Genomic DNA, 13,334 nt, shown 5'->3' on the forward strand with positions numbered 1-13,334 from the left:
ATCCTCCGCATTCATCACTGCTGGCGAGCCGGGACCTGGCTGAGCGCGTCCTTCACAGCGTCCTTGAGCGCTCTGCTGGACACGGATGCGCCCGAGACCGCATCCACGTCGTAGGTGTTGCGGGCGATCATCTCCTCCGGAAGTTTCTTCAGCGCCTCGCCGGCTATCTGCCCGGTCTCGGACTGACTGACGATCTCGATGTCGCGGATCGCTCCGGCATCATCGACGGTCAGCCGCACCACCATCTCGGCTCCCATGCCGGCGTTGCTGCGCCCCAGGTACTGGTTGGGGCCCAACGGAACATCCAGCCGGCCGCCGATGTCGCTCTTGAAGGTGCTGAACACCTGCCCCGAGCCGGCCGGCGCGGCCACCGCCTGCCCGCCCTGGGCCACGGGTTGCGGCTTCGGCACCGCAGCATTCTGTCCGGCGATCTTGCCGAAGATCAGGCATTCGGCCACATTCTGGCCGCCCTGATACTGACCCGCGCACACCCCGCCGAGTTCACCGGCGCCGTAGAGATGCGGGATCGGTTGCCCCTGCGGGTCGACGATCTCGGCCCGCGAGTTGCGGCGCGGCCCGCCCTGGGTGTTGAGCATGACCTGCAGCATGGCGATGGCGTAGTAGGGGCCATCGTCGAAGGCGCGCATGGTCGCGGGATTGCGGTGGAACTCATAGTCCTCGCCCTGCTCGGTGAAGAGGTTGAACCGCTCGACCGTCTTGGCGAGTACCTCCGGCCTGGCGCCGATGAGCTTGGCCAGACCGTCCAGGGAATCGGCTTTCACCACCCGTTCCAGAACCTCCGGGTGCGGGCCCTGCGCCAGCTCGTCGTACTTGGCCTGGTCGAAGACCAGATGAGGGTGGGCATGGGCCGGCGGTACCCGCCACAAGCCGTGGTCATAGATATGCCCGTGCCGGTTGGCGACGTCTTCGGCGAAGTAGCGGCTGCCGTCGTCGCCGACCGTCAGCAGGCTTCCTTCGGCCAGCGCCTCGTATCCGAACATGAGCAGCGGCCCCCGCTCGCCTTCGGGCACCGCGAACGTCAGCCCGTGTTGCAGCCCGAGCGACTCGTAGTTGGTCATGTGCCAAAGGTCAGCGCCGGCCTCGATGGCCAGGTCGATCCCGTCGCCCTTGTTGTACAAGCCGCCGACCGGCACCAGCCGCGGCGCACCGAGGAAGTCCTGGACCTTCCGCACGTTGTTCTCGAAGCCTCCGGTGGCCAACACGACACCGTTCAGCGCACGGATATTGCGCAGCACATGGTCACGCTCGATCTGGGCGCCTGCGATGGTCCGGCCATCGGCCCTGATCAGATGACGGGCCGGCGAGCGGTACCAGACATCGATCTTCTCGTGGCGTTCGGCCACCTTCTGATGCAAGATCTTCCACAGCGCGCCGTCGAAGAATCCCTCGTGGACGAGCAGCATATCGATGGTCTCACCACCCGGCAATTCAGGGTATTCCGGCCACATTCCCAACTCGTGGTCGGGCATCAGTTTCTTGAACAGCTGCTTCGAACTGACGGGTTCCACGCCCAGGTATTCCCTGAAATACTGCTTCATATTCGCCATGCCCTCGACATAGGTGTTGACGATGTCGTCGTCGAGGTCCATCGGCGCGGTCTGGCCGTGGTAATGCACCCGCATCGCGTCCTCGTCGTCGGTAGAGCAGACGAGTTGCCCCGAGACGCGGGTATTGCCGCCCTCGTGCCCCTCGGGGGCCGAATCGACCAGGAGCACCTTGGCCCCCGCATCGGCTGCAAAACGTGCGGCGGTCGCGCCGGCGCCGCCGAAGCCCAGAACGATCACATCGTAGGTGGCGTCCCAGTGTGTGCTGTCCGTGAGTGACATCGTTGAGTCTCCTTTGATCATTGATGTGGACGCTGACTGGCTACTTTTCACGAAGTCAGCGAAGTCTGCGAAGCACTGCTCGAGGAACGCGACGGTTGCCTGATCGGCCAGCCGGCCTTCGCCATCGAAGGCCTGCTTCACATTGCCGAGCAAGAACTCGTTTCCGGGCAGCACGCGTGCCCCGACCCCCGGGGCATCCAGTATCTGGCGGAGATGAATCTGGGCTCTGGACGAACCCTGCGGATGATAGGAGGCCCCCACGATCATCACCGGTTTGCCGTTCAGCGGATGCTGCCGGTACGAAAGCCATTCGAGGACGCTCTTGAGTGCCGACGGCACCGAGTGATTGTGCTCGGGGCAGCCGATGACGACCCCGTCGGCGTTCGATATCGCCCGGCTCAGGTAGTTCACACTGTCAGGGTCGGTATCCGGCACATTTTCGTTGAACATGGGGATATCTCGGATTTCGCAGACCTCGATGTCCGCTTGGCCCGAAAAGTGTTCCCGCATGTAATTGAGAAGAAGCCTGTTGTAGGAAAAGCTGGCGTTCGTCCCCACAATAGCAACAATTTTCATTCGTTCCACCTCCAGTGGTGCAACACTCGTCAGTAGTCTATCGCCGCCGGCCGGTTGCGGTCCGGGCCCGGCCGAAGTCGGCGACCCTCTCGACATCGCCTTGAACACTTGTTTAGTATTATGAACATGGATTCAACACTCCAACCCGGCGACCTGACGGCGCGGGCCCGCATCCGGAACGCGGCCGTTGAGCTGTTCGCAGACAAGGGCTTCGAACGTGCCAGCATCCGGATGATCGCCGAGCGCGCAGGCGTCAGTCCGGCCTTGGTGGTGCACCATTTCGGCGACAAGGCCGGCCTGCGGACGGCCTGCGACGCCCACGTGATCGCGGAGTTCACCGATGACCGGTACGGCGTGGGCACCTCACCGACCATCGAGTCGATTCAGGCGATGCTCAGCAACCTGGATTCGTACGATCCCGCGATCGACTACCTGGCGCGGATGCTCACCGACGACTCCGGCGTGGCCGATCAGCTGTTCGACGACCTGCTGCGGGCAACGCAAGCGATGCTGCAGCAGCAGGAGGCCGCGGGCCTCATTCGTCCGATGGACAATCCCGAGTCGACGGCCCTGCTGGTGACCGCCTTCGGGGTCGCCCCCCTGCTGCTGCGCCGTCAGATCGCCCGCGCCCTCGGCGAGCCCCGGCTGACCAGCAAGGCGCTGGCCCGCATCACCATGCCGACGATGGAACTGTTCACCCGGGGCCTGTACCAAGACGAGTCGGCGCTGGAGGCCACCCGCGCGGCACTGGCCGCCGAAGCCGCCGATTCCCATCCCGCCGACGAAGCTGAGGAGTGAGAATGCCCGGAGCAATCGAATGCCGTGGGCTGACCAAGCGATTCGGTCGGCTGACCGCGGTCCGTGAACTCGACCTGTCGCTGGACGCCGGCACGGTGCTGGGCTTCGTCGGCCCCAATGGCGCCGGCAAGAGCACCACGATCCGGATGATGCTCGGCCTGTGCGCACCGACGGCCGGTTCGGTCCGGCTGTGGGGCGCCGATCCGCTGCGCGACCACCAGGTGCGAGCGCGGGTCGGCTACTGCCCCGGCGAGCTGAGGTTGGACGAACGGCTCACCGTCGCAGCCACCCTGACCAGCTGGGGCAAGCTGCGGCACAGCACCGACACCGGATTCCGCGACGAGTTGGTCGAACGCCTGGGCGTAGAGCCCGGCCGGCAGGTGCGAGGCCTGTCCACCGGCAACCGCCGCAAGGTGGCACTGGTCGGAGCACTGATGTCGCGGCCCGATCTGCTGGTGCTGGACGAACCGACGAACGGGCTCGACCCGCTCGTCCAGGAGGAGTTCATGGCCATCCTCGGTGAGGCGGCCTCTGCGGGAACAAGCGTCCTGCTGTCATCGCACGTACTGAGCGAGGTCGAACGCGTCGCCAACGAGGTCGCCGTCATCCGCGAGGGAGCCATCGTCGCGTCCGGGCCTACCAGCCAGCTGCGCGGGAACCTGCCGCAGGTCTTCCGGGCGGTCTTCGCCGGGCAGGCACCACCCGCCGCCGAGTTCTCGGCGCTGCCGGGGGCACTCCAGGTGGACGCCCCCAGCCCGCGAGAGCTGAAGATCAGCTGGTCGGGGGCGCCGCGCCCGCTGTTGGCCAAGCTCGGCGGCTACGACATCGAATCCCTCACCGCGCCAGAACCGGATCTCGAAACCGCGTTCTTGTCGTACTACCGCAACGATGAACCAGCCGCTGCCAGGAGGGCCGAATCGTGAATGCCGAACTGCTGAAACGAGGCCTCGGCGCCCAACTGCGTAGCAGCCTGATCTGGGGCATCTCGATGGTCGCCCTCACCGCCTCGGTGGTCGCCTTGTGGCCATCCCTGAGCCGCTCGGGCTCGCTGGACTCGATGGTCGCGGGCCTGCCACCCGACCTGGTCAGCGCACTCGGGCTGACCGACTTCGGGTCCCCGGCAGGTTTCCTGAACGGCAACCTCTACGCGGTCTTCCTGCCGCTGCTGTTCACCGTGCTGGGCACTGTGCAGATGAATGCGCTGACAGCCGGGGACGAGGACGCCGGCAGGCTCGAGTTGCTGCTGGCGCTTCCGGTCGCCCGGCCCGTGGTGTATCTCAGCCGGTATGCCGGTGTGGCGCTGGTGCTGGGCGTCCTGGCCGCCGCGACCGGAGCGACGGTGGGGATCACCGCCCCGGTCTTCGACCTGGACATCGGTGCGGCCGGCATCGCCGCCGTGAGCCTGAGCATGTTCTGGCTGGGATTGTTCCAGGCATCGTTGGTGCTGGCACTGGCCGGGCTCGGTCTGCGCGCACCAACAGTCAGCACGGTGGCATTCAGCGTACTGGCGGCGGCTTACGCCGTCTACGCACTCCTGCCGCTGGCCGGCTCGGCGGCGGATCTGGCGCGCTGGTCGCCGTGGCATTGGGCGCTCGGTTCCCAACCGCTGACCCAGGGCTTCGACGTGCGCGGCAGCGCGTTGCTGGCCGCCTCGTGCGCATTGCTGACGGCCGTCGGGCTGCTCACGATCCGGCGGCGGACCATCCGCACGGCCTGATTCGATGCCGTAACATCACACTCGGTTGGCGGTAGTGCCGATCGCAGGGGCAGGAGACAACCCGAAAGAGGAGATCCAGGGGATGGCAACATGGATCGCTACCGTGACCAGCCTCCTGGTACTGGGTCTCGTCATGGGTTTCAGCCCAACCTTGTACGGCATCTGCCTGGCCTATCTGGTGCAGGGGGCGCCCGGACGCAGGGCCGTGGCGTGGATATCCCTGGGGCTGGCGATCGGCTGCACCCTGCTTTTCATCGTCTACCAGTTCGTCGACGGCGCCATCGTCTCCACGTACCTGTCGTCAGGGGTCCGGGCGATCGTGATGCAACGCTGGGTCGATCTGGTCGCCGGGGTGCTGTTGCTGCTGGCGGCCGGTCTGCTGAGTTGGCGCGCTCGTCGTGGCCCGACCGCGCCGCGGCCCAAGCCCGACCGCCCGCATCGCACCGACGACAGTTCGCCCCGAACCGCTGCTGCGCTGGGATTCGCCAACGCGTTCATGGGTTCGTCGGGGTTCGCGACCATGTACATCGTGGCGCGGGTGGTTTCGGTGGTCGGGCCGGATCTGGCCCTGCGCGCCCTGGTCTACCTCGCGTTCGTTCCGACTCTGGTCGGGCCCTATCTGATCCTGGCGTGGAGTTGGAACCGTTGGCCTCGGATGGCCGCCTCGATCACCCGCGTGTACGACCTGGTGGTGCATCGCGATTACCACAGGCTGGTGATCATCGGTCTGGTGGCCGGCGGGGTGCTGTTCATCGGATTGGGCATCAAGGGCTTCGTGGATCTCGCCTGACGACAAAGAGGCGGTGGCCCCCACTCGGGGAGCCACCGCCTCTTTGTTGTTCTCGATCAGGCCGGCACGATCAGCTGGCTTCGGGACCTCCGCTGAGTTCGGCGAACGGGACATCCGGCAACGTCGACTTCGGGGTTCCGATGAACGTGAATGCGTCGGTCGACTTCTCGTCGGCACCGGGGACGGCGTCCACGACCACGATCGACCCGGCAGTCAGGCCTCCGAACAGGATCTGCTCGGCGATCGGATCCTCGATGTCGCGTTGCAGCGCACGCCGCAGCGGACGAGCACCGAGCACCGGATCGTAGCCGCGCTTGGCGATCAGTTCGCGGGCGGCCGGGGTCAGTTCGATGCCCATGTCGCGGTCGGCGAGCCGGGTCTCGATCTGGGCGACCAGCAGATCGACGATGTGCTGGATGTCGTCTAGGCTGAGCTGGCGGAAGACGATCGTCTCGTCGACACGGTTCAGGAACTCGGGACGGAAGTGCTGCTTCAGCTCTTCGTTCACCTTCGCCTTCATCGTCTCGTAGCTACTCACCGCATCACCGGCGCGCGAGAAGCCAAGGTTGACGCCCTTGGAAATATCGCGGCTGCCGAGGTTGGTGGTCATCACGATGACGGTGTTCTTGAAGTCGACGACCCGGCCCTGCGCATCGGTCAGGCGACCCTCGTCCAGGATCTGCAACAGCGAGTTGAAGATATCCGGATGTGCCTTCTCGATCTCGTCGAACAAGATCACGCTGAACGGCTTGCGGCGAACCTTCTCGGTCAACTGCCCGCCCTCTTCGTATCCGACATAGCCGGGCGGCGACCCGAACATCCGCGAAGCGGTGTGCTTCTCGGAGTACTCGCTCATGTCGAGGGTGATCAGCGCATCCTCATCGCCGAATAGGAACTCCGCGAGCGCCTTGGTCAGCTCGGTCTTACCGACACCGGACGGGCCGGCGAAGATGAACGAGCCGCTGGGACGCTTCGGGTCCTTCAGGCCGGCGCGGGTACGGCGGATCGACCGGGACAGCGCCTTGACCGCCTCGACCTGGCCGACATAGCGCTTGCCGATCTCGGACTCCATCCGCAGCAGGCGGCTGGACTCCTCCTCGGTGAGCCGGGCGACCGGGACACCGGTGGAACTGGCCAGCACCTGGGCGATCTCTTCCTCGCCGATGACGGCCGGCGAATCGGAATCGCCGTCCTTCCAGGCCTTCTCCCGCTCCCGGCGGGCGGCCAGCAGGTTCTTCTCGTCGTCACGCAACCGCGCGGCGCGCTCGAAGTCCTGAGCGTCTATCGCGGCTTCCTTCTCGATGCGCACGCTGGCGATCTGTTCGTCGAAGTCGCGCAGATCCGGCGGTGCGGTCAGGCGCTGGATACGCATCCGGGCGCCTGCCTCGTCGATCAGATCGATGGCCTTGTCGGGCAGGAACCGGTCCTGCACATAGCGGTCGGCCATGTTCGCCGCGGCGGTCAGCGCCTCGTCGGTGATGGTGACCCGGTGGTGCGCCTCGTAGCGGTCGCGCAGACCCTTGAGGATGTCGATGGTCAACGCGATCGACGGCTCGGCGACCTGGATCGGCTGGAAACGACGCTCCAGGGCGGCATCCTTCTCGATGTACTTGCGGTACTCCTCGAGAGTGGTGGCACCGATGGTCTGCAGTTCACCGCGGGCCAGCATGGGCTTCAAGATGGACGCGGCGTCGATCGCTCCCTCGGCGGCACCCGCACCCACCAGGGTGTGGATCTCGTCGATGAACAACATGATGTCACCGCGGGTCTTGATCTCCTTCAGCACCTTCTTGAGGCGCTCCTCGAAGTCGCCGCGGTACCGCGAGCCGGCCACCAGGGCACCCAGGTCGAGGGTGTAGATCTGCTTGTCGCGCAGGGTCTCCGGGACATCACCGCGGACGATCCGCTGGGCCAGCCCCTCGACGATGGCGGTCTTGCCGACGCCGGGCTCACCGATCAGCACCGGGTTGTTCTTGGTGCGACGGCTCAGCACGGTCATCACGCGGTCGATCTCGGTCTGGCGTCCGATCACCGGGTCGAGCCGGTTCTCGCGCGCAGCCTGGGTCAGGTTGCGGCCGAACTGGTCGAGCACGGTGGCGTTGCCGCGCGGGGTCTCCCCCATCTCGGGAGCCCCCGAGGTGATCGGCTGGCCCTCGGTGGTGCCCTGGTAGCCGCTCAGCAGCTGCAGGACGGTGTTGCGGACGCGGTTCAGGTCGGCGCCGAGTTTGATCAGCACCTGCGCCGCCACGCCCTCACCCTCACGGATCAGGCCCAGCAAGATGTGCTCGGTGCCGATGTAGGAGTGGTTCATCTGCAGCGCCTCGCGCAGCGACAACTCCAGCACCTTCTTGGCACGCGGGGTGAACGGAATATGGCCGGTAGGCTGCGTCTGGCCGTGGCCGATGATCTCTTCAACCTGCTCGCGGACGGCCTCCAGCGAAATGCCCATCTGCTCGAGGGCCTTGGCGGCCACGCCTTCACCTTCATGGATCAGGCCGAGCAGGATGTGCTCAGTGCCGATGTAGTTGTGGTTGAGCATCTTGGCTTCATCTTGAGCCAGGACCACAACTCGGCGCGCGCGATCAGTGAAACGCTCGAACATTCGACTCCTCTGGTTGGCTCTGGTGAGCCCTCCGACGCGCCCGTTGGCTGACGCGTTTTACAGACAGTTTAGGGAGTGCCTCCCAATCCCGGCCCGCGAGTCCCGCTCACGCGGGCGGCCCGGCATTCGGATGACACTCCCTATAACTGCCCGCCCCGCGGCAATCTTCCGGCGTTCGCCTAGGGCTTGATGTGGTGCCGGAGGCTGAACTCAGTTATTGGCGGCTTCATAGGCAGCGCGGACCTCAGCCGGTACGCGGCCGCGAGCGCTCACTTCGTAGCCGTTCTCCGCCGCCCAGGCGCGGATCTCCGCCGGCGAGGATCCCGCCGAGGCAGCCCCGGAGGCGCGGGTGCGCTGTCCCTTGATCCGTCGTCCGGCACCGACATACGGCGCGAGAGCATCGCGCAACGCAGCCGCGTTTTCCTTCGACAGATCGATCTCGTAGTTGATCCCGTCCAGCCCGAAACGGACCTTTTCGTTGGCGGGAGTTTCGTCGATATCGTCGATGAGAATAATCTCGACTCGCTGTGCCATTCTCTCTCCTAGGTGTGGGCGAATCGTTAACAGGTCCCTACAATTTCAGCGCAACCATAGCTGAATCGCAAGTCTTATCAAGGCTTGATTATCGAAACATCTGGCACCTTGGAAACCCCTGAGGTATCCATGGTAGCCACCAGATCGTCCACATGGCCTTGTGGCAGAGCCGCCCGGCGGTCGATTTCGAGCCACGGAACCAGCACAAACGCGCGTTCATGGGCGCGCGGGTGAGGCAGGGTCAATTGGTCGGTTTCACTGGTCCTTCTGCCCACCTGGATCAGGTCGATATCGAGCGTCCGCGGCCCGTGCGGATTGGCGGGATCGCGCACGCGGCCATACGCGTCTTCGATCGCCTGGCAGCGCTGCAGCAGCAGGAGCGGCTCCAGGGTCGAATCGGCTATCACCACGATGTTGTAGAAGTCGGGCTGGTTGGTATTACCGACCGGCGCGGTCCGGTACACCGAGGATACGTCCACCAGCATCAGATTTGGTGTTTCCGCTAGTCGATCCACAGCGCCCTGCAGAATCTCGAGCGAATCACCCTGATTCGAGCCGAGACTGAAGACAACCTGGTTGAGGGGTTTGAGATCACCCAGGGTGTCGACATCAATCGAAAAGATCTCCGACATGTTTCCTCCTCGAAATCGTCACAGCCACATCATCGAATCGGACGGTGATCGGGGCCTGCGGCTTGTGAACGGTGACTGTTGTTGTCCGGATGCGCTCGTCTTCCAGTATGGACGCGGCGATGGCGCTCGCCAGCGTCTCAATCAGTTTCACAGGTTGACCTTCGACTATGCCGACCACTTTAGTTGCCAAAGCGCCGTAATCGACGGTGGCGGCAATGTCATCGGCGCCCGGCATATCGAGTTCGACCTCGACATCGACAATGAACTCTTGACCGCTCGCCCGCTCGGCGTCCAACACACCGTGATACCCCCAGCCGTGCAGTCCCGTCAAGCTGATCGTCCCGAGTTGTTCATTCTCCATGTGCCAGACGCTACCGGCCGAATTGACGCGATCGACGCGGTTCCGGCGAACCTGGGACCGTGGTCTGATGATCGGCCGGCTACCCCATTGGGCCGTATCAGGGGCGGCGAATGCGCTCCACTACGGCAATGGCATCGCGTTGGCCGCGCACCTCGTGGGTCCGAACGGCCCAGACTCCCTGCTGCGCGCAGATCACCGAGACCGCGGCCGTGGCGGCATCCCGACCCTGCGGCTCGCGGCCGGCAAGCAGATGCCCGAGGAAACGTTTGCGGGAGGCCCCGATCAGCACCCGATGGCCCATCGAGGTGAAGGCGTCCAGGTGCGCCAGCAGCGCCCAGTCCTGCTCGGCGGTCTTGGCGAATCCCAGACCGGGATCGACGATCACCTTGGCGGAGTCGATACCCGCCTCGGCGCAGGCCTGCAACCGTCGGGTGAGTTCGGCGACGACCTCGGGGACAACATCGCTGTAGGTGGCCAGGTCGTTCATGACGGCACCGTGGCCCCGCCAGTGCTGGCAGACATAGTCGACGCCCGCCTGGGCGATCATGCCGAGCATCCGGGGATCAGCCAGACCGCCGGAGACGTCGTTGATGATCTGTGCACCTGCCTCGATCGCCTGCTCGGCGGTCTCGGCGCGCATAGTGTCCACGCTGATCGGGACCCGCCCGACCAGTCCTCGGATCACCGGCAGCACCCGGCGCAGTTCCTCCTCGGCCGGCGGACGCACGGCGCCCGGGCGTGTGGACTCACCGCCGATGTCGAGAAGGTCGGCGCCCTGGTCGATCAGTTCCAGACCGTGCGCGATCGCGTCCTCGGCGTCCAGCCACAGACCACCGTCCGAAAAGGAATCGGGAGTGACGTTCACGACTCCCATCACGAGGGTGCGCTGGTTCATCGTCCTCCGACGATCAGGCTCATGGCCTCGGCGCGGGTCGCGGCGTCACGCAGTTGACCGCGCACCGCCGAGGTGGTCGTCCGGCTGCCGGGCTTGCGGACCCCACGCATCGTCATGCACATGTGCTCACAGTCGACCACCACCAGCGCGCCACGCACGTGCAGGTAGTCGACCAGCGCGTCGGCGATCTGGGTGGTCAGGCGTTCCTGAACCTGCGGGCGCTTCGCAAAGACGTCGACGAGCCGCGCGATCTTGCTCAGCCCTGTGACGTGCCCGGATTCCGGTGGGATGTAGGCGACGTGGGCGAGGCCGTGAAACGGCAGTAGGTGGTGCTCGCAGAAGCTTTGCACCTCGATGTCACGGACGAGCACCATCTCGTCGTGGGACGCATCGAAGGTAGTCGCCAGAACCTCTTCGGCGTCCTGGTCGAGGCCCGCGAACAGCTCCGCACAGGACCGGGCGATGCGTCCGGGCGTGTCCCGCAGGCCCTCCCGGTCAGGATCCTCGCCGATGCCGAGCAGGAACTCCCGCACGGCTGCCTCCACCCGATCCGCATCGTAGCCAACCGGGCTATCGGCGGTTTCCTTGAAGGCCCTGCGGGGTTTCCTTTTCGAATCGGCCATGGTTTCCTCTCGGTTCGCGCAGACGGCCCCATCCTAGATGGTCTGCCGGTGCGTCGGCACACCGATTCAGCCGCGATCCACAGGTACACCGGTGCCGGATCCGCACTCGAATCCGGCACCGGCGAATCGTCGAGTTGGTTAGGCCAACGGATCCGTAACGCAGTAGACCCGCGCCGGTTCCGGGTCGGGCAGGATGAATGCGGCGTCCGGGAACGAGCAGGTCGAGGCGTCCGTGCCCGGAAGCTCGCTCTCCACCTTGAAGTTGGCACTCGGATCGGTGCAGGGCACCTCGACCCATTCCTTGATGTTGTCCGGCATGTAGCACACGCCAACATCGAGCACCGGCGCCAAGCAGACGCTGAGGTTGGTGAAGTCGCTTCCCAAGTACCCACTCTGGTAGTACCTGACGTAGTCAGTGGCGCATTCAGCCGGACCGTTGGTGACCGACGCGACGACCAGCTTGAACTGACCGACCAAATTGCAGTCGACCACCTGATGGGTGACCGCAATGCTGCCATCCGCCTCCGGCGTGGCGCCTTCGACCTCGACCAGCTGCAGGCACTGACCGACCACGAGCTCGTCCATCTCGGTGCTGCCCGTCGCCGGAGCACTCGGCACGCTGGTGGCCGGATTCGACGGCGCAGCCGTGCCTGCTGTGGTCACCGGGGTGGTCGGCTGGCCGGAACCGCCACCGCCACGCTGGGTGAACGCCCAGACAGCGACGATCACGACGATCAGCACCACCGCAGCGATCGCGATCCATTTGCCCATGCCGCCCTTGCCGGACGGCGGAGCCGGCGGATTCGGGCCACCGGGCGGCCCACCAGCGCCGTAGCCCGGCTGACCTCCGACGGGCGGCTGCTGGCCATAGCCGTAGCCCGGCTGAGCCGGACCGGACGGATATTGTCCACCCGGACCCGACGGGTACTGCCCAGCCGAGCCAGATGGGTACTGCCCAGCCGAGCCGGACGGATACTGGGCACCCGAGGGGTACTGGCTGCCTGAACCTGCAACGTATTGGCCGGACGAGGGATAGGCGGCCGGCTGCGGGCCGCTTTGATACGGACCGGGGCTCGAGCCGGTCCACTGAGGATTGCCGGGATATGGAGAACTGGGCTGCGGACCGCCCCGATTCGGCAGTGGCGGCGGCTGCTGAGGTTGCTGAGGCTGCTGAGAACCCGGGTACGGTGACGATGGCGGCCAGTTGCCCTGCCCTGATTGCTGTGGGCCCCGGGACTGGTCGTCGGAGCCATAGTTCTGATTCGACATGATGTCCTTCACTCGTCGTCGCCGAACGGGGGTGTCGTTCAGCCTAGCGACGGTTCAGGCCATCAACCTGGCTTCCACGGCTCACTACGCACCCAAGAACAGCCGGCGCCGCGGCCGGCGGCGGACGGTCAGGAGTAGACGTGCGGCGCCAGAGTCGCCACGTCCTTCAGATTCCGGTAGCGTCCATCGAAGTCAAGCCCATATCCCACGACGAACTCGGTCGGAATGTCGAAGCCGACATAGCGAACGTCCACCGCTGAGGTGATCGCGTCCGGCTTGCGGAACATCGTCATGACCTCGATGCTGGCAGGCTCGCGAGAACGCAGATTCTGGATCAGGTAGCTCAGCGTCAAACCGGTGTCGATGATGTCCTCGACGATCATCACATCCCGCCCGGTGATGTCGGTGGTGAGGTCTTTGAGAATCCGCACGACACCGGAACTCTGCGTTCCCGAACCGTAGGACGAGATGGCCATCCAGTCGATGTAACAGTGCGACTTCATCGCCCGGGTCAGATCGGACATCACCATCATGGCGCCGTTGAGGACGCCCACCATCAGCAACTCGCGGCCGGCATAATCGGCGTCAATTTGTGCCGCCAAGTCAGCGACTCGGTCACTCACCTGCTGCGAGGTCAGCAATACATGTGCAAGATCATCAGCAATATCTGCGGCATCCACTCGGCAGATC

The 13,334-nt window shown here is 65.2% G+C and carries 13 protein-coding genes; 4 read left to right on the top strand and 9 right to left on the bottom strand.

Features of this window, described 5'->3' with window-relative positions; genetic code table 11:
• Positions 1-14: 14 nt before the first annotated feature.
• Positions 15-2,423, bottom strand: coding sequence for an NAD(P)H-dependent oxidoreductase (locus QUE25_RS04265; RefSeq protein ID WP_286267896.1), 2,409 nt, complete (start codon positions 2,421-2,423; stop codon positions 15-17).
• Between the two features lie 126 nt (positions 2,424-2,549).
• Between QUE25_RS04265 and QUE25_RS04270 the strand changes: the two genes are divergently transcribed.
• The 4 genes from QUE25_RS04270 to QUE25_RS04285 all read left to right on the top strand — a co-directional run bounded on the left by QUE25_RS04270 (position 2,550) and on the right by QUE25_RS04285 (position 5,728).
• Complete coding sequence (locus QUE25_RS04270; protein ID WP_286267898.1) at positions 2,550-3,221, top strand: TetR/AcrR family transcriptional regulator; 672 nt, start codon at positions 2,550-2,552, stop codon at positions 3,219-3,221.
• Between the two features lie 2 nt (positions 3,222-3,223).
• Positions 3,224-4,144, top strand: coding sequence for an ABC transporter ATP-binding protein (locus QUE25_RS04275; RefSeq protein ID WP_286267901.1), 921 nt, complete (start codon positions 3,224-3,226; stop codon positions 4,142-4,144).
• Positions 4,141-4,938 carry an ABC-2 transporter permease gene (locus tag QUE25_RS04280; protein ID WP_286267903.1) on the top strand — a complete coding sequence of 266 codons (798 nt, stop codon included), beginning with the start codon at positions 4,141-4,143 and terminating at the stop codon, positions 4,936-4,938. The genes QUE25_RS04275 and QUE25_RS04280 overlap by 4 nt, the downstream gene beginning before the upstream one ends.
• A 103-nt stretch (positions 4,939-5,041) precedes the next feature.
• Positions 5,042-5,728 (top strand): hypothetical protein, encoded by a 687-nt coding sequence (locus tag QUE25_RS04285; protein ID WP_286267905.1) that lies wholly within the window; start codon positions 5,042-5,044, stop codon positions 5,726-5,728.
• A 70-nt stretch (positions 5,729-5,798) separates the two neighbouring features.
• On the opposite strand, the gene QUE25_RS04290 is transcribed toward QUE25_RS04285, so the two are convergent.
• From QUE25_RS04290 to hpt, 8 genes are all read right to left on the bottom strand, one after another.
• Positions 5,799-8,330, bottom strand: a complete 2,532-nt coding sequence (locus tag QUE25_RS04290; protein WP_286267906.1) for an ATP-dependent Clp protease ATP-binding subunit — start codon at positions 8,328-8,330, stop codon at positions 5,799-5,801.
• 210 nt (positions 8,331-8,540) lie between these two features.
• On the bottom strand, positions 8,541-8,864 hold the full coding sequence (locus QUE25_RS04295; RefSeq protein WP_286267908.1) for a histone-like nucleoid-structuring protein Lsr2: 324 nt from the start codon (positions 8,862-8,864) through the stop codon (positions 8,541-8,543).
• 77 nt (positions 8,865-8,941) lie between these two features.
• Complete coding sequence (gene folK, locus QUE25_RS04300; RefSeq protein ID WP_286267910.1) at positions 8,942-9,496, bottom strand: 2-amino-4-hydroxy-6-hydroxymethyldihydropteridine diphosphokinase; 555 nt, start codon at positions 9,494-9,496, stop codon at positions 8,942-8,944.
• Positions 9,474-9,857, bottom strand: a complete 384-nt coding sequence (gene folB / locus QUE25_RS04305) for a dihydroneopterin aldolase (RefSeq protein ID WP_278934396.1) — start codon at positions 9,855-9,857, stop codon at positions 9,474-9,476. Before folB ends, folK begins: the two co-directional genes overlap by 23 nt.
• A gap of 97 nt (positions 9,858-9,954) precedes the next feature.
• Positions 9,955-10,752, bottom strand: a complete 798-nt coding sequence (gene folP / locus QUE25_RS04310) for a dihydropteroate synthase (RefSeq protein WP_286267915.1) — start codon at positions 10,750-10,752, stop codon at positions 9,955-9,957.
• Positions 10,749-11,375, bottom strand: coding sequence for a GTP cyclohydrolase I FolE (gene folE / locus QUE25_RS04315; protein ID WP_286267917.1), 627 nt, complete (start codon positions 11,373-11,375; stop codon positions 10,749-10,751). Before folE ends, folP begins: the two co-directional genes overlap by 4 nt.
• A 138-nt stretch (positions 11,376-11,513) precedes the next feature.
• Positions 11,514-12,146, bottom strand: a complete 633-nt coding sequence (locus QUE25_RS04320; RefSeq protein WP_286267919.1) for a hypothetical protein — start codon at positions 12,144-12,146, stop codon at positions 11,514-11,516.
• Between the two features lie 626 nt (positions 12,147-12,772).
• Complete coding sequence (gene hpt / locus QUE25_RS04325) at positions 12,773-13,324, bottom strand: hypoxanthine phosphoribosyltransferase (protein ID WP_286267921.1); 552 nt, start codon at positions 13,322-13,324, stop codon at positions 12,773-12,775.
• Positions 13,325-13,334 lie beyond the last annotated feature (10 nt).

The organism is Brooklawnia propionicigenes, from assembly GCF_030297015.1.
Taxonomy (GTDB): domain Bacteria; phylum Actinomycetota; class Actinomycetes; order Propionibacteriales; family Propionibacteriaceae; genus Brooklawnia; species Brooklawnia propionicigenes.